We start from the raw sequence: 16,603 nt of genomic DNA on the forward strand, positions 1-16,603 counted from the left end.
GATGGCGGGAAGCTTCGTGCTGCCAACCCGGCGGACGAGACATTATCCGCGAGCGGTGAAAAAGAAGCCGAAACGCTATGCGTTCCGGCATGATTAAGTCTTAACTGACGAGCATTACGCCATAAATGGCGACCCTACAAAAGCGAGATCGGTGTTCGTAGGGTCGCCATTTATGGCGACCTTTTTGAAATATGCTCTCCCTGCTTTTCGTTTCCTGCACTCGCCAGCAATATCTTTTTCAACATAAACGTCAGCGGAATCGCCAGAATTGCGCCGATGATGCCCAACAGCGATTGCCAGACAAGAAATGCCAACAGCTGTGTGGTGAGCGCCATATTTAATCGTTTGCCCAATAATAGCGGTTCAATCACTGAACTCAGGATTAAATTCAGTGCCACAAAGAACAGCGCGACCACCAATGCAGTTTGGATATCGTACAGCATATAACTTTGCAGCACGGGCGGGATCGCCGCCATAAATGAACCCAGCACCGGAATATAGTTGAAAACAAACATCAACACGCCCCAGAAAAAGGCGAACTTCAGACCAAGAAGATGCGCGCCAGCCCAAACAATAATGCCGCCGACAATACTGGTCAGGGTTTTTACCTGGGCATAAACGATAACGCTTTGCACGCCCTCTTCAAGCGCCACGTAATAACGCTGATATTTTCCTTCAGCCTGCTTGCGTAACAGGGTTTTCAAATTTTTCATTTCATACAGCATGAAAAACAGCATCAGAAATACCATCAGCCACCAGGAAAGAATGCTCGGTATTTGCGTGAGGAAACCAGTGACAAAGCGCACCACCGCACCCGCATCGACAAACGCCAGCATGTCGTTGGGCGTCAAAACAATGCCCAGATGACTAAACGTCTGCGTCACCGGGTCGAAGCGTTCGGCCAGTAGCTGGGGTGCCTGGCGGCTGAGCTGAATTAAATCGGGGGTTAATACCGTGAGCTTGATGATGGTGAACACAATCACCAGTAACAGCAGCACAATCACCAGCAAGGATGAGAGTAAACGCGGCACGCGTTTTGTTTCCAGCCGACTGATTAATGGGTCGAGCATTATCGCCAGAAACAGCGACAGCATCACCTGATTAATTAACGCTGATGCCAAATAAATACCGGTCAGAATTATGGTCAGCGTGGCGAGAATTAACAGTACGCGCAAAAGTCTTGACCATAAAGGAAACTCGTTCAATCCCATCATTAAGATCCTTCATCCTATACACAATGTATTATAGAGAAAAACCTGTGTGCTGGGCCTTGTTTGAGGTCAAAAACATTCAGGCCGTGATTGCTCCGGCCTGAATGTCACGCGCAATTAATTGATTCTGAATCTCCGCGTTAATGGTTTTTCAATTTCGACAATTAAAAACATCACGAAGCCAATTATCAGAGTAATAATCCAGTAGCGTAACGGTAGCGCGGTGGTGCCAAACAGCAGTTGCATAAAGGGCGCGTAAATAATCAGCAATTGCAAAACTAACAGCACGCCGCTGACAATCCAGATGCCCTTATTCATCAGCAAACCTTTGCTCAATGAGAAGCCGTCAGACACACGGCAGTTCAGCATATAGAACCACTGCGCTGTCACCAGCGTTTGTAATAACACTGTACGGATAAATTCCGGCGAATAGCCGCGCGGTTGCAGCCAGGCTTCCAGCACGAAGGCGCTGATGGCAATCATCGAACCAACAAAAATCACGCGCCAGATGGCGAAACCATCCATCACATGCAATTTGGGATCGCGTGGCGGACGACGCATGATGTTGGGTTCACCCGCTTCAAACGCCAGGCCAAAAGAGAGCGTGGCGGAGGTCGCCATGTTCATCCACAGAATCAATACCGGCGTCAGCGGAATTAAGTTACCGGCCAGCAGGGCAATGATGATCAGCAAGCCCTGCGCGAGGTTGGTTGGCATGATGAACAAAATGGTCTTTTTCAGGTTGTCATACACTCGCCGCCCTTCCCGCACCGCGCTGGCAATGGTGGCGAAGTTGTCGTCGGTCAGCACCATATCGGCCGCTTCTTTGGTCACTTCGGTGCCTTTAATCCCCATGGCGATACCGACATCGGCCTGCTTCAGCGCAGGCGCATCGTTAACGCCATCGCCGGTCATCCCGACCACCTCTTTCTTGCTCTGTAGCGCCTGCACCAAGCGGAACTTATCTTCCGGGCTGGTGCGGGCAAAGATGTCGTACGCCTGCGCCGCCTCGCCGAGTTGGTGATCGTCCATTACTTCCAATTCGCGTCCGGTAATGGCGGTACTGGCGTTACCGATCCCCAGCATCTGCCCAATACTCATCGCGGTTTGTGGATGGTCGCCGGTGATCATCTTGACGCGAATCCCGGCTTGCAGGCAGTCGCCAATCGCGGTGATGGCTTCGGGTCGTGGCGGATCCATCATCCCAGCGATGCCGAGCAGAATCATACCCTGCTGCAGATCCTGATGCGTCAGTTCACTTTGCCCTGGCGTGGCCGGTTTCCAGGCCGCCGCCACCATGCGTAATCCCTCGCGCGCATACTCTTCAATTTTGGCTTCCCACCACGCCAGATCGATCGGTTGCAGCCCGGCTTCGGTTTGCTGCTGCTGACAATGCCTGAACAGCACGTCCGGCGCGCCGGTGAGTAATACGCACTCTTCATCGCCGATCAGATAGTGCGTCGACATATATTTGTATTGCGAATCGAAGGGGATTTTATTGCGCAGTTCGGTGGTAACTGAAGGCAGATGTCCTTTGGCGGCCAGCACTTTGAGCGCGCCTTCGGTCGGGCCGCCGGTGATTTTCCACAGGCCGCTTTCATCTTTGATCAGCTGGCTGTCGTTACACAGATCGATGGTGCGCAGATAGCGCTCCAGTATCGAACCCTGCGCCACTTTCACCGGCACGGTGTCATCGGCTTTATGGATGGCGCCCACCGGTTCATAGCTGACGCCATCAACGCGGTAGATCTGATCGGCGGTGATAACCGCTTTCACCGTCATTTCATTCATGGTCAGCGTGCCGGTTTTATCCGAGCAGATCACCGTCATCGCGCCCAGCGTTTCCACGGTCGGCAGCTTGCGGATGATCGCCTGCTGCTTCGCCATGGTTTGTACGCCAAGCGACAGAATGATCGAGATAATCGCCGGTAATCCTTCAGGAACAGATGCCACCGCGAGGCTAATCAGTGACAGCATCAGCTCGGAAACCGGCATATCGCGGAACAGCAAGCTGAAGACAAAGAGCGCGGCCATCATCGCCAGGATGATCAGGAAAATCGCTTTGCCGAGTTTATCCATTTGCACCAATAGCGGTGTGCGGTGCTTTTCGATGTCGGACATCATCTGGTTGATGTGGCCAAGTTCCGTGGCGCCGCCGGTGGCGATCACCAGCCCTTTTCCGCCGCCCGAACTGACGGTGGTACCGGAGAACAGCAGATTGGTGCGGTCGCCGAGCGGCAGCTCGCCGGTCAGCGCGTCCGTGCCTTTCTCCACCACGGTGGATTCGCCGGTCAGAATCGCTTCTTCAACGCGCAGGTTATGCGCCTCAATCACGCGCAGATCCGCCGGAATGCGGTCGCCGGCGCGGATCACCACCACATCACCCGGCACCAGCGCGGTGGTGGGCAGCGTTTCGTGATTGCCGGCGCGGATCACCACCGTTTCGCTGGAGAGCATATTGCGAATACTTTGCAGGGATTTCTCCGCGTTGCTCTCCTGAATATGTCCAATCAGGGCATTCACCACCGCGACACCAAGGATCACCAGCGTATCGACCCAGTGTCCCATTACGGCAGTCAGCAGCGCGGCGGCGAGCAGAACATAGATGAGAACATCGTTAAAGTGGGCGAGAAAACGCAGCCAAACCGGCTTGCCGGGTTTCTGTGGCAGAGCATTTTCCCCGTACTGTGTTAAGCGCGCCGCCGCTTCAGCACTACTGATTCCCTCGCTGGAACTTTGCGTACTGGCCAGCGTTTCATCGACAGAAAGTTGATAATAGGTACTTTCCGGTTTAGCAGTATTCATCGCTTTCTCCTCAAATCCTGTTTCGGAAATCAAGGCGGTGATATCCCGTGATTAACAAGTCGCCATTGAACGAAAAGATCAGACCTGACTTACCCGTCGAGTGAAGCGGTCCGTTTCAGATTGAAATATATGTAATTAATCGCTGCTCAGCGGCAGTGGAGCAGCCGTATTTTCTATACGAAATTGAAAGTCTTTTGGAAAATGAACGCTATAAACGTAGCACAGGGATATTCAACACATTCATTTCTCAATAAAAGTCGCGAGACGGAACCCATTTATCTCATCAGACTAATCCGATCACAGATAATAATAAAAATATAGTGTGATAATTCATAAGGCTGGCTGTTTTTTAGCAAATAATGAGGTTATTTTAAGCAAGTGCTTTATCCTACTTTCATGGTTTTTAAATCTTTTTATTAGATGTTGAACGAATTTAAATACTGTTTATTTCGTCAAAAATATTACAAGCTATCTGCCTTTACTTTTTTTGACATCTACGTCTATGCTCATCGATAACAAAAACATCCCGTTAATACTTCTCACCTTTTAGGGCGATGGCGCAATTTTTTCTGTGGTCATGGTTAATGGAGGCAACGATGTATGGTTATAGCCTGCTCCGTCTGAGTCTTTATGTTGTCATTGCAATCGTTACCTGCTCCGCCGTAGGACTATTCACTTATGCGGTTGTTTCTATGCTTGGTAATTAAATTATCCACTCAAATAATGCCAACAATGGATTCGTTGTTGCTGAGGATAAAACAGTGACTCGTTATATTACGCTGGTTGCCATTGTTATATTGATAACAACTGGTTGCGATCAAAAAACACAGGAAGTCACGCCACCGCCGCGCATGGTTAAAGTCGTTGAGGTTATGGCTTCCGGCGAATCTCAACAACGCATCTTCCCGGCACGCATTGAGTCCGGCGACTCCACCGATTTGTCGTTTAAACGTGCTGGACAAATTGAATCGCTGGATATTCGTCAGGGCAATCGCATTGAGCAGGGCCAGCTCATCGCCAGGTTAACGGCGCGTGAAGCACAGCAGCGCGTCAATGAACGACAAACCGCCGCCACTCTCGCCCAACGGCAATTTGACCGCTTCCAAACGCTATCCGGTCGTCAGGCGATTTCAAAGGCAGAAATGGATGTGCAGCGTGCCAACCGCGATGCGGCGAATGCTGCACTACAGATTGCCCGTGAAGAGCTCAGCCAAATGACGCTGACTGCGCCGTTCACTGGCGTGGCCGCCGTCGTCAACGTTCGCAATCATCAGGTGGTCGCCGCCGGACAGACCATCGCCACGTTGACCCGCAACGATCTGCTCGACGTGGTGTTCAGCGTGCCGGAAAACCTGTTTACCACGCTGGATATGCGCAATCTGAGCTATCGCCCGGTGGTGCGCATCAACTCGCTGCCGGACCGCGAATTCCAGGCCGATTACAAAGAGCACACCAACAGCAGTAACACCAACTCGCTGACCTGGCAGATCATTTTAACCATGCCGCGTCCGGACGATTTTCCCGCAGTGGGCGGCGTCAGTGGCACGGTGACGATTAACCTCGCCAATCTGCCCGCCAACGTGAACCGCGAATCGCTGGTGGTGCCGGTGGAAGCGGTGTTCAATCCCGATAACAGCCAGCGCAATGAGCCACATGTCTGGGTGGTGCAAGGCAGTGGCGATCAGCTGACGTTAGAGGATCGTAAAGTCAGCGTGGGTGAAGTGACCGATCGCGGCGTGGTGATCACCGCCGGGCTGCATGCCGGTGAGCGCGTGGTCGCTGCTGGCGTCAATGAGCTGCATGCTCAACAACCGGTTCGCATCTGGACGCGTGAGCGGGGGCTGTGATGGATATCTCCCGGCAGTTTATCGATAATCCGGTCCGCGTCTGGCTGGCGATTCTGTTATTGGGCGTCGGCGGTATTTTTGCTCTGCTCAATATTGGTCGTCTCGAAGATCCGGCGTTTACCATTAAAACGGCGGTGGTTGTCACCCACTATCCCGGCGCGTCTGCCCAGCAGGTGGAAGAGGAAGTCACCTTGCCGCTGGAAAATGCGCTGCAGCAGTTGCCCTATCTCGACAATGTCAGCTCCATCTCGTCCAACGGACTGTCGCAGATTACAGTGAACATTGACTCGCGTTACCACTCAAACCAGTTGCCGCAAATCTGGGATGAACTGCGGCGCAGAGTCGGCGATGCGGCGCGTTTCTTTCCTCCCGGCGTGGCCGCGCCGTTCGTTAACGATGATTTTGGCGATGTGTTTGGTTTCTTCTTCGCTATCTCTGGCGACAACTTCAGCAACCCGGAACTGGTGCAATACGCCGAACAGCTGCGTCGTGAACTGGTGCTGGTGCCGGGCGTCGGTAAAGTGGCGCTGGGCGGCGTGATCCCACAGCAAATCAATATCGATGTTTCCCTGACGATGATGGCCGCGCGCGGCATTTCGCTGCCGCAACTCGCCAGCGTGTTGAGCCGCCTCAACGTGGTTTCTAATGCAGGCGATATCAAAGCCGGCACAGAATCGATCCGTCTGCATCCGACCGGCGAGTTTCAGAATATCGAAGAGTTAGGTGACCTGCTGGTCAGCACTCCGGGCGATCACGCCACCACTCGCTTGCGCGACATCGCCACGCTGTCGCGCGGGTTGAGTGAATCGCCCGCCAGCATTTACCACGCTAGCGGACGTCCGGCGGTCACCATGGGCATTTCGTTTATTCCCGGCGTGAATGTGATTGATGTCGGGCGCGCGCTGGAGGCCAAACTGCAGCAGATGTCGGCAGAAAAACCGGCGGGCATCCAGATCAATGTGTTTTACGATCAGGCAGCGGAAGTGGCGCATTCGGTTAACGGCTTTATTGCTAACTTCCTGATGGCGCTGGCGATTGTGGTTGGCGTATTGCTGATTTTTATGGGCGTGCGCAGCGGCATTATCATCGCGCTGTCGCTGGCGCTCAATGTGCTGGGCACGCTACTGATCATGTATCTGTGCGGCATTGAGTTGCAGCGTATCTCGCTGGGCGCGCTGATTATTGCGCTGAGCATGCTAGTGGATAATGCGATTGTGATTGTCGAAGGCGTGCTGATCGCGCGTCAGCAAAATTCACCGCTAATGACCACCATCAACTTTGTCATTCGCCGCACCGCCTTCCCGCTGCTGGGCGCGACCATTATCGCCATCCTGGCGTTTGCGCCGATTGGTCTATCGCAGGATTCCACCGGCGAGTACTGTAAATCCCTGTTCCAGGTGCTGCTGATTTCCCTGCTGCTGAGCTGGTTCTCGGCGCTGACCATCACGCCGGTGCTGATCAAATGGTGGCTGTTCAAAGCGCAGGCACCGACCAAAGCGGCAGCCGAGGTTTCGCCTTACAACGGCGGTTTTTATCGTCTCTATCAGCGCATGCTCAAGGTGCTGCTCAGGCAAAAAACTGTCACGCTTGCGCTGATGGCGGTGCTGCTGGCGCTGGCGATTTGGGGCTTCGGATCGGTACGGCAAAACTTCTTCCCTTCGGCCAATACGCCGATCTTCTTCGTCGATCTCTGGCTGCCGTACGGCACCGACATCAACGCCACCGAGCAGATGGCCAGCGACGTTGAAAAATCGATTACCGGGCAGCAAGGCGTGGTGTCTACCGTCACCACCATTGGCCAGGGCAGCATGCGCTTTATCCTCACTTACAACGGGCAGCGTCAGTACAGCAATTATGCGCAAATCATGGTGCGCATGGACGATCAGCGTAATATCGCTGCGCTGTCACACCGCATTGATGCCTACATTGCGCGCCAGTATCCGCAGGTCAACGCCAGCACCAAACGGGTGATGTTTGGTCCTTCGGGCGGCAGCGCAATTGAGGTGCGGATTAAAGGTCCCGATCCCGACAGAATGCGTTTGATCGCCAGCCAAGTTGGCGACATCCTCACCGCCGATCCCGCCACTGACACCGTGCGCAATGACTGGCAAAACCGCAGTAAGGTGATTCGTCCGCAGTTCAATCTGGCGCTGGGCCGCGAGCTTGGCGTCGATAAACAGGACGTGGATAACGCGCTGGAGATGAATTTTACCGGGAGCCGCGTCGGGCTGTACCGTGAAGGCGCTGACCTGCTGCCGGTGATCGTGCGTCCACCAGCCAGTGAGCGCCAGGACGCCAATCATCTCAATAACGTGCTGGTGTGGAGCCAGAGCCAGCAGCAGTACATCCCGCTCAGCAACGTGGTAAGCGGCTTTACGCTGCAATGGGAAGATCCGCTGATTCTGCGCCGCGATCGCAGCCGGGTGCTCACCGTGCAAACCGACCCGAATCCGCTCAGCAACGATACTTCGGGGGATATTGTGGCGCGCGTGAAGCCGCAGATTGAGCAAATCCCGCTGCCGCACGGCTACAGCATTGAGTGGGGCGGCGATGCGGAGAGCTCCAGTGAAGCGCAGCAAGGCGTGTTTACCTCGCTGCCGCTGGGCTATTTAGTGATGTTCGTGATCACCGTGCTGATGTTTAGCTCGCTGAAAAACGCTGTCGCCATCTGGCTGACGGTGCCGCTGGCGCTGATTGGCGTGACGCCGGGCTTTTTGATCACCGGAATTCCGTTCGGCTTTATGGCGTTAATCGGCCTGTTGAGTCTGAGTGGCATGCTGATTCGTAACGGCATCGTACTCGTCGAAGAGATCGAACAGCAGAAGCTGTTGAAGCCGCAGGCTGAAGCGATCATCTACGCCGCCACTTCGCGTCTGCGCCCTATTCTGCTCACCGCCTTTACCACTGTGCTTGGGCTGGCGCCGCTGCTGCGCGATGTATTCTTCCAGAGCATGGCGGTGGTGATCATGTTTGGCCTAGGCTTTGCTACGGTGCTGACGCTGCTGGTGCTGCCGGTGATTTATGCCTGCTTCCATCGTCAACAGGTAGCTAGCGCATCATGAATGTGACCGGCCTCAACGTGATTAAAACGCTGGGATGTATGACGGCGGTGACGTTTTTTACCGTGTACAACACCTGGGATCGCTACGATTACGATTATCACTGGATTCTGGCGTTTCTGACCTTTATCTCCACCATCGCCACGCCGCTGTTTTTTGTCGTCGCCGGGATTATGGATGCCCGTTCCGAGCAGGATGTTAACTGGCAGATGGGCAAGATCCGCAATCTGGTGATCGTATTTCTGTTCTGGATGACGGTTTATTACCTGTGGGAACCCTATCAGCGCGGCTATCTGATTCAGCCATGGTTCGTCTTTTCGTTTATTATCATCTACAGCTTTCACCCGCTGATGCTGTGGCTCAGCCAGCATCGGCGCGCGTTCATTGGGCTGGTGTTGGCGCTGTTAGCCTTTTCGTATGGCTACGATTTGCTGGCGGTACTGCATCCGGAGGATCCGCTGTTCCGGCTTGAGCCGCAGTATCGGCTCTGGACCTGGCTGCTGTTTTATTTAACCGGTCAGCTGCTGTGCGATCCGCTGATTAATGACTGGATGGAGCGTAAAAAGGTGGCGCGCGGCGCGGTGATCGCCCTGCCCTTTATCTACCTGTTTACCTGGTTTTATGAGCAGCACTTCTTCTTTGCGTTATTCAAAGCCGATCGTAACGCCTTTATTCTCACCGGTTCGCAGATCTATCTGCTGGTGGTGGTGCTGGTGATCGCCGCCAGCCAGGTGCGCTTTCGCCGCAATGCGATGGTCAAAGAGACCATTCTGGCGACCATCAGCAAAACCATGACCGGCGTTTACATTCTGCACTACTCGGTTTTCCATCTGCTCACCGCGCTGATTCCGATCACCTCGCTGGCCACCAAACTGACGCTGATTGCCGTGACCTTCGCCGCTTCGGTGCTGCTCTCCAAACTGATCCTCGCCAGCGGCTGGCTGAAAAAAGTCATAACGCTTTAAAGCACGCCGGCAGATTGGGCTGACTGCTGCAATCAATGCGCCCTTTTATTTTCAGCATCATGTAATCAAAAAACGGATTAGAGGTGTTGCGCATTAGCGTATCCAGCCCAACGATCAGGCTGGCGGTTTCACCGCGCAGCGAGATGGTACCGAAGCTAATGCCATAGCGATTCTTCTCCGTCGGCTCGCGACCATACAGCGAGTCGCTGAGCGGGAACGGCACGGCAATATGCGATAACGAATAGGTATCCTGCGGCCAGGCTTCATGCATTGAACGCACGATCTCTTGTGTCTGATCCGCTGGCGTCATGCGCGCCACGGTTTGATAGGTGGTCGGTGACGCGTTAGTGATCACCGTTGAGGAATAGCGGCGCGGCGCAGGCGGCAACAAATCATTGACCGCCGAATAGAGCGCGGGCCTGAACAGCGCGCGTAAGTTTGCGGCCTGGTTTACATCGAACATCACCAGTTCACTGCCGTTGTCCGGTAAATAGCGGTAGAAAGCATTGACCACCGCGCGGGTGCTGACGGTGGAATCCAGCACCGACTGGAAAGTCAGCACTGGCGGAAACGCCGTCATATTGCCGCCGCGAATCACATGCAGCAGCTGATCCTGCATCGCCTGAGTCAGCAACCACGATTGACGCGCCGCGCGCACCGGAAACGAGTTGTATTTAAAGGGATTGTATTCCGGGATGATACTCAGCCATGCCGCCTTGGCGAAGCCAGGAATGATGGCGGGCCAGCCGGCTAATCCGGCAAAGCGTGCATAAGCGGTGACGCCAATCATCGGCGACAGCAACACCAACTGTTGCGGTTTACGCAGCGTGTTATTCTGCAGCGTATCAAGGCTGTACTTCACCGCCAGCGCACCGCCGTTCGAGTAACCAACCAGATGCAAAGGCACGTTGCTGCCCGCCAGGCGCGTCGCTTCCCGCACCGCTAAGCGGGTTGCCGCCATCCACATTTGCCAGTCAACTTTGGTAAGCGAACCGGGCGCCGTGCCGTGTCCAGGCAGGCGCGGCACCACAGCCACAAAACCCTTCTGCTGATACGCCTGCGCCAGATAGCGCATGCTGTAGGGCGAATCGGTTAATCCATGCAGCAGCACCACCGCGCCTTTCACTTCGCCCTCTGGTTCAAGGATGTAAGAACGGTTCCAGTCGGTGTCGAATCGCGCCGGATAAACCGGGCTTTGTGTGTTGAAGCGATTGAGTGCCGTTTTCTCATCGTCACCGAGTTGATCGGTCACGTTGATTTTCATGTCGTGGAAAATCGCCGCTTCACGCGTCAGATAATCCGCGAAGCTGGCACGATCGATCTCATCCACCGACATTTCATCCGCCGACCACGTATGCCAGCGATGCAGTGGCGGTCCCTGCTCGGATTGGTAACCACGGATTACCAGGAACATCACCAGCAAAACCAGCAAACCCAAAGCGATGCGCTTAAGGACTTTGCTGATGCGGTCTTTGTGCAACGCGTTGGCGGAATCAGAAGGCATAGCGTACCCAGGCGAACAGCACGTTACCATTGTTGTACGTGCCAGGAATGTAGGTGAACTGCACGTTGAAACGTTTATAACCGGCGGAGAACAGCGGCAAAACAATCGGCAGCGGCACGTAATTGGCGAAGTCATCGCGCGCGGTAATCCCGGCGGTTAACCCAAGTCCAAGACGAAAATCTTGCGCTTGATCCAGATACCAGCCTTTCTCCCAGCCGTATCCGACAATAGGTTGCCATTTGTTATGCGAATCTTTAAACGCCATGGCATAGAGTGCGCTCCAGTTGCCGTCTTCGTTAATGCGAGAGACGCCAAACCCGCCGCCCCACGGCGTTTCATTGTAGTTATCGGTTTTCTCTTTATCGTAGGCGAAGCGGGCATGCCAGCTGATGAAAGGCAGATAGAGATCGTAATACTGCGGTTCCTGCCAGGTTTGTGAAACGTCCTGCTTTAGCCACTCCCAGCCATCGCTGATTGAGTTGGCCGCTGTGGCCGGACAGACAAACAGGGCCAGAGAGAGCAACCAGGCCGCCTGAAGAGTTCGCATCATGTATGCCTCTGAAATTTACCGCCACGAAAAGGAGTGGAAAAGCTGATGTGCTCTAAAGCAGATCAAGCCACTTAACCGGTTAGATTATAGTTGCTTGTTATTGCTATAGGAAATGACCTGGATTAGCTGTGATCGCGTTTTCAACCAAAAGCACGTGAAAGGGATATGTCGATAAAATCGACTTTTATCGACATATGGCCTCAACATGTTTACGCCATCGACACGTTAAACGCATATGTCGATAAAATGCGTTTTTTAAACATTTCGGATGAGACTAAGAAGCCCGGTATGGAGTTCTTCGTTTTTTATCAGAACGGTATCCACTTAATCGCCTAAGCTCATCAGTTAAGCGCCTATCGGTCACCATAAATGGCGACCCTACAAAGGACTGGCGCGCTTTTCGTAGGGTGCGCATTCATGCGCACCTGCATACGTATGCAAATTAATGCTTAACTGAGCGGCATTACCATTGGCAACGGCTGAGCCAGTATATTTCTGCGTCTTTAGAAACAGAAGCTTGCGGCCTATTCTGAATATTCAGTGTGTTTTCTGATTTTAAAAATCAGCTGTTTAAATAAGAGTGTGTTGATAAGCCGCTGAAATAGTTATTCGGCTAATTCAAAAATAAGATTAATGAGCTAGCTGATAGTTCCATCCCGATATCAACCAACCGAAAGTGATGGCTTTCACATCTGTTGATTCAAATTTTCACAATCCTTACATTGTTTCTTATATTCTTCTGCGTGGATAACGCCTTATGAATTTTCGCACCGATATTAATGGTCTACGCGCCTATGCTGTGATGCTGGTTATCCTCTATCACTTTGGGTTTTCCAGCGTCAGCGGGGGTTTCCTCGGTGTGGATGTGTTCTTTGTCATCTCCGGATATTTAATGACGGGGATTATTCTGACGCGTTTAAATAAGCAGAACTTCTCTTTATTGGGATTTTATGCTGCGCGCTGCCGCCGCATTATCCCGCCGTTGATGGTGCTGTGCCTGATATTAATGCTGGTGGGCTATTTCCTGATGCCGCCGGATGAATATAAGAAAATGGCGGAGCATGCCGTATCTAGCCTGAGTTTTATTTCGAATGTGGTCTATTTCAAACAGGGCGGCTATTTCGAAACCGGCTCGGTGTATAAATGGTTGCTGCATACCTGGTCATTAAGCGTTGAGTGGCAGTTCTATTTGCTGTTACCGCTGGCGCTGATGTTCACGGCACGTTTTCTACGCCAGCAGTTTGCCTGGGCGATGGGCATCGCCGCGCTGCTTTCATTCGGACTGGTGCTCGTGATGGTAGCGACCAACTTCCATCTCACTGCGACTTATTATCTGTTGCCAACCCGTGCGTGGGAGATGCTGGCAGGCGGATTAGTTTATCTGGCGCCAAAATCCGCGCTCAGCGGTCAACGCGCGGTTCCGCTGCTGGGCATTATTGGGCTGATTGTCTGTGCGCTGTGGTTTGATGAAAGCACGGCCTGGCCGGGCATCATGACGCTGATTCCAGTGTTACTGACCGCGATGATCATCCATGCCAACGTGCAAAACAGCATCTGGTTCAACAACCGAATTGTGCAGCACATCGGTAAAACCTCGTATTCGATCTATCTGTGGCACTGGCCGCTGTGGGTGTTTTGGCATCTGGCCGATTGGCCGATCACGCTAGTTAGCCAGGCGATGCTGATTCTGCTGTCACTCGCCACCGGTTGGGTTTCATATGTGCTGGTAGAAAACAAACACGGCTGGCTGAGTGGCAAAACCTACGTGACGCTGGGACAAACCGCGTTGGTGCTGCTGCTGGGTGTGCTGATCGTGGCAAAGGCAGGATTTCCCTCGCGCGCGCCGCAAGTGGTCGCCAGCATCAAACAGTATTCACTGGAGCGATTTGTACGTGGCGAAAACTGTTTTGTGTTCAGTGGCACCACGTCTCCGCAATGCGTCTTCGGCAATGCCAGCCAGGTTAATCTGGTGGTATTAGGCGACAGCCACGCCGCCGCGATGCTCTCTTCGATTGTCGGCAGCGCCAGACCGGAGGATTCAGTGGTGTTTATCGCGCAATCCGGATGCCCATCTGTTCCGGATATCCATCGCAGTGCTAGCCCCGATTGCGGTGGTTTTGTGAAGAATGCCATCGCGGATATCGAACGGAAATATCCCCATGCGTCGGTGCTGATTATTAACCGCCTATCCTTCTATCTACATGGCGATTATGGCAGCGGCAGCAAAACGCCTAAATACTCATTTATCAATGACGGCAGCTCCATCGCCGCCTATCAGCAGCATTTCGGTGCGGCGGTGAAACGGCTCGCCACGCATCGTCGGGTGTTTATCATGACGCCGGTTCCCGAGTTTGGTTACGACGTGATCTATCGCATGTCGCGCGATGCCATGCGCGGCAAAGCATTGGCTGTTCAGCAGACGCGCGCCGAGTATCAATCTCACAATCAGGAGACGTTGGCGATGCTCAACAACATCGCGGCTCAATCGCCAAATGTCGCCCTGCTCGATGCGACCCAGGGATTCTGCGACAACAGCTTCTGCTACGGTTCCAAAGATGATGTGCCGCTGTATCGCGACGATAATCATCTTTCCGAAGTGGGGAATAAAAATCTGAATGGCGTGTTTGGTGGCATGTGGAAAATGATCGACAGGATTTAGCAGCCGTTCAGCCATCCAGGGCTTTAAACGGTTAAAATAATTATACTTATTCGTTGCTAAATTATTATCGCTATGTCTTAATGCATCACCGGTTTGGAACACAGACCTTATGAAAGCAGTTTTAGTAAAGCAGTCCTCAGTTCAAGTGTTATCCACAGATATCCTTCTTCGAGAGCCTCCTCCTAAGTGCCCAATAAGTAAATCTTTCACTTCAGGCCAAATTCGCCGCAATTGAGTGGCTCATCAAATAAGGAATTATCTATGTCTAACAAAATGACTGGTTTAGTAAAATGGTTTAACTCTGATAAAGGTTTTGGCTTTATCACTCCAAACGATGGCAGCAAGGATGTATTCGTCCATTTCTCTGCTATCCAGAGCGACAACTACAAAACGCTTGATGAAGGTCAGCAAGTTTCCTTCACCATTGAAAATGGCGCCAAAGGCCCTGCAGCGGGCAACGTTACTCCGCTGTAGGCCGCGCTCATTATCCGCGACGCTTACAATAGCGATGAAGACAATAGTCTGAGCAGATAAGAACCGCTGATAATAAAAGAAACCCGCTTAGTGCGGGTTTTTTGTTGTCTAAAGTTTAAACAAGAAGGAAATAACATGCTCATACCAGATTTGATTTTTACACGTACGGTATATCAACCGTCATTTCAATTATGAGTCGTCCGTTGTTTGTTTCACTGGATGGGCCTAAGGGCGTCGGTAAAACCACGCTTCTGGAAGCCATTACGAAAGAACTCAGGGCCGATAACATCAAAGTGATCCGACTTAGCGAGAAAAACAGCGATCCCTACAGAAAAGAAACAATGGCCCTTGTGAACCGGCTCGCCAGAAATCCATCCCGGGATTTAGAGTTGGAAGTTTGTCAGCGCTTTGCTGATAGCCGTGCATGGATTTCCCAGCATGTGCTGACTAAACAGCCACCGGACAGCATAATTTTGATGGATCGCTGGTACCCGTCGGAAGCCGCGTTTCGCCGGATGGTTCCCTTTGCAGAGATTTTACAGCTCAATATTGAACGAAACGTGCAAACGCCGGACCTGCATGTTGGGGTTGTTACTGCCCCCGATATTTCATGGGCAAGGGCTGCAGCGAGATCGCGTGGGTTAAGCAGTACCGTGATTCATAAGCTGGACGATCATGTCGCTTGCACCCAGGCGTTCGAGCAGACCGTTGCAGAACACGGCTGGGTTTTATGCCGTAATGAAGGAACAATTGAACACGCAACGAAGCAGGTTATTACCGAGATTTACAGCGTGCTCGGATGCCCATTGGCTTGAGTGCTGTTAGACAAATTTTCTGCCACATCCCGTTAAACCTTTCAATGATTATCTGCAAGCTAATCTAATAATTCATTGAGCTTTTCATCAGAGAACTGCCGTTCATAAATTACGTTTCATTTAAGGATGTGATTCATCTTATGATGCCTAATCATTATTTCACTATGTCAATCACAATAATTAGAATTTACTGAGAACCGTCCCCCCTCTTGATCCAGACGTGATAAATAATGACACCCGCTTAAGCGGCTAATAACGGCAATGAATAGTCACCTTAGAAATATAAAAAATTTAAAATCCCATGGCTTTTAGGAATTAACCTTTAGCTAAATCCTATATAGCGCCTACAGTTTGTATTGAGGTTGTCATAAACGTGAAATGGAGGATGTTATATGTCTTTTCAACACGACGGGAAAGGCTACGTCATTATTGGCGAAGCGGCACTGAGCATCGCCTTAGGCCAGAGAGTTGTCAGCGTGCAATCGTTGATTGACGAACTGGACCATATGGCAAATGCAGGCGGCAGCAATGCAAGATTGTCTGATATTTCTGAAGCCGTAAGCTGGCTGAAGAGTTTTGAAGAGCCCGATCGCGCTGTCCGCAACGTGCCTTACCTGCAGACGCTTGCAGGCTTGAACGACGAAACGAACTGACGCTTAAGGACGTAGTCCGGCTCTGGCCGGAAGACGAAGACGAGGATGACCTCAACGGTCG

Annotated in this window: 11 protein-coding genes; 7 read left to right on the forward strand and 4 right to left on the reverse strand. The window is 52.4% G+C overall.

Annotated elements, in window-relative coordinates:
* Window positions 1-170 precede the first annotated feature (170 nt).
* Both PanJK_RS18210 and PanJK_RS18215 read right to left on the reverse strand, forming a co-directional pair.
* Window positions 171-1,211 (reverse strand): AI-2E family transporter, encoded by a 1,041-nt coding sequence (locus tag PanJK_RS18210; RefSeq protein ID WP_256699156.1) that lies wholly within the window; start codon window positions 1,209-1,211, stop codon window positions 171-173.
* A 117-nt stretch (window positions 1,212-1,328) separates the two neighbouring features.
* Window positions 1,329-4,016, reverse strand: a complete 2,688-nt coding sequence (locus PanJK_RS18215; RefSeq protein ID WP_265301758.1) for a cation-transporting P-type ATPase — start codon at window positions 4,014-4,016, stop codon at window positions 1,329-1,331.
* A gap of 761 nt (window positions 4,017-4,777) precedes the next feature.
* Here PanJK_RS18215 and PanJK_RS18220 point away from each other — a divergent pair.
* Genes PanJK_RS18220 through PanJK_RS18230 form a run of 3 tightly spaced genes read left to right on the forward strand, consistent with a single transcriptional unit; the run spans window position 4,778 to window position 9,887 of the window.
* The gene (locus PanJK_RS18220; protein ID WP_265301760.1) at window positions 4,778-5,863 is read left to right on the forward strand and encodes an efflux RND transporter periplasmic adaptor subunit; all 1,086 of its coding nucleotides are present in this window, start codon (window positions 4,778-4,780) and stop codon (window positions 5,861-5,863) included.
* Entirely contained in the window at window positions 5,863-8,925 is a 3,063-nt protein-coding gene (locus PanJK_RS18225) for an efflux RND transporter permease subunit (protein WP_265301762.1), read from the forward strand. The genes PanJK_RS18220 and PanJK_RS18225 overlap by 1 nt, the downstream gene beginning before the upstream one ends.
* On the forward strand, window positions 8,922-9,887 hold the full coding sequence (locus PanJK_RS18230) for an acyltransferase (RefSeq protein ID WP_265301764.1): 966 nt from the start codon (window positions 8,922-8,924) through the stop codon (window positions 9,885-9,887). The genes PanJK_RS18225 and PanJK_RS18230 overlap by 4 nt, the downstream gene beginning before the upstream one ends.
* Here the strand turns inward: PanJK_RS18230 and PanJK_RS18235 are convergent.
* Together PanJK_RS18235 and pagP are read right to left on the reverse strand one after the other, a co-directional pair.
* Window positions 9,874-11,391: an alpha/beta hydrolase gene (locus tag PanJK_RS18235; protein ID WP_265301767.1), complete on the reverse strand. Its 1,518-nt coding sequence runs from the start codon at window positions 11,389-11,391 to the stop codon at window positions 9,874-9,876. The genes PanJK_RS18230 and PanJK_RS18235 overlap by 14 nt on opposite strands.
* Complete coding sequence (gene pagP, locus PanJK_RS18240) at window positions 11,381-11,938, reverse strand: lipid IV(A) palmitoyltransferase PagP (protein WP_372340049.1); 558 nt, start codon at window positions 11,936-11,938, stop codon at window positions 11,381-11,383. The genes PanJK_RS18235 and pagP overlap by 11 nt, the downstream gene beginning before the upstream one ends.
* A gap of 760 nt (window positions 11,939-12,698) precedes the next feature.
* Between pagP and PanJK_RS18245 the strand changes: the two genes are divergently transcribed.
* The 4 genes from PanJK_RS18245 (at window position 12,699) to PanJK_RS18260 (ending at window position 16,542) form a co-directional block, all read left to right on the forward strand.
* Window positions 12,699-14,600 carry an acyltransferase family protein gene (locus PanJK_RS18245; RefSeq protein WP_265301769.1) on the forward strand — a complete coding sequence of 634 codons (1,902 nt, stop codon included), beginning with the start codon at window positions 12,699-12,701 and terminating at the stop codon, window positions 14,598-14,600.
* A gap of 261 nt (window positions 14,601-14,861) precedes the next feature.
* Window positions 14,862-15,074, forward strand: a complete 213-nt coding sequence (cspA, locus tag PanJK_RS18250; protein ID WP_007885867.1) for an RNA chaperone/antiterminator CspA — start codon at window positions 14,862-14,864, stop codon at window positions 15,072-15,074.
* 191 nt (window positions 15,075-15,265) lie between these two features.
* Window positions 15,266-15,889, forward strand: coding sequence for a dTMP kinase (locus tag PanJK_RS18255; protein ID WP_265301775.1), 624 nt, complete (start codon window positions 15,266-15,268; stop codon window positions 15,887-15,889).
* A gap of 392 nt (window positions 15,890-16,281) precedes the next feature.
* Window positions 16,282-16,542, forward strand: a complete 261-nt coding sequence (locus PanJK_RS18260) for a hypothetical protein (protein ID WP_265301777.1) — start codon at window positions 16,282-16,284, stop codon at window positions 16,540-16,542.
* Window positions 16,543-16,603: the final 61 nt, after the last annotated feature.

The organism is Pantoea sp. JK, from assembly GCF_026130245.1.
GTDB classification, from domain to species: Bacteria; Pseudomonadota; Gammaproteobacteria; order Enterobacterales; family Enterobacteriaceae; genus Pantoea; species Pantoea trifolii.

Excerpts from the sequence above, each read along its gene's own strand:
- PanJK_RS18210 (WP_256699156.1), bottom strand. The coding sequence starts at position 1,211 with ATGGGATTGAACGAGTTTCCTTTATGGTCAAGACTTTTGCGCGTACTG.
- PanJK_RS18215 (WP_265301758.1), bottom strand. The coding sequence starts at position 4,016 with ATGAATACTGCTAAACCGGAAAGTACCTATTATCAACTTTCTGTCGAT.
- PanJK_RS18225 (WP_265301762.1), top strand. The coding sequence starts at position 5,863 with ATGGATATCTCCCGGCAGTTTATCGATAATCCGGTCCGCGTCTGGCTG.
- PanJK_RS18230 (WP_265301764.1), top strand. The coding sequence starts at position 8,922 with ATGAATGTGACCGGCCTCAACGTGATTAAAACGCTGGGATGTATGACG.
- PanJK_RS18235 (WP_265301767.1), bottom strand. The coding sequence starts at position 11,391 with ATGCCTTCTGATTCCGCCAACGCGTTGCACAAAGACCGCATCAGCAAA.
- pagP (WP_372340049.1), bottom strand. The coding sequence starts at position 11,938 with ATGCGAACTCTTCAGGCGGCCTGGTTGCTCTCTCTGGCCCTGTTTGTC.
- PanJK_RS18245 (WP_265301769.1), top strand. The coding sequence starts at position 12,699 with ATGAATTTTCGCACCGATATTAATGGTCTACGCGCCTATGCTGTGATG.
- cspA (WP_007885867.1), top strand. The coding sequence starts at position 14,862 with ATGTCTAACAAAATGACTGGTTTAGTAAAATGGTTTAACTCTGATAAA.
- PanJK_RS18255 (WP_265301775.1), top strand. The coding sequence starts at position 15,266 with ATGAGTCGTCCGTTGTTTGTTTCACTGGATGGGCCTAAGGGCGTCGGT.
- PanJK_RS18260 (WP_265301777.1), top strand. The coding sequence starts at position 16,282 with ATGTCTTTTCAACACGACGGGAAAGGCTACGTCATTATTGGCGAAGCG.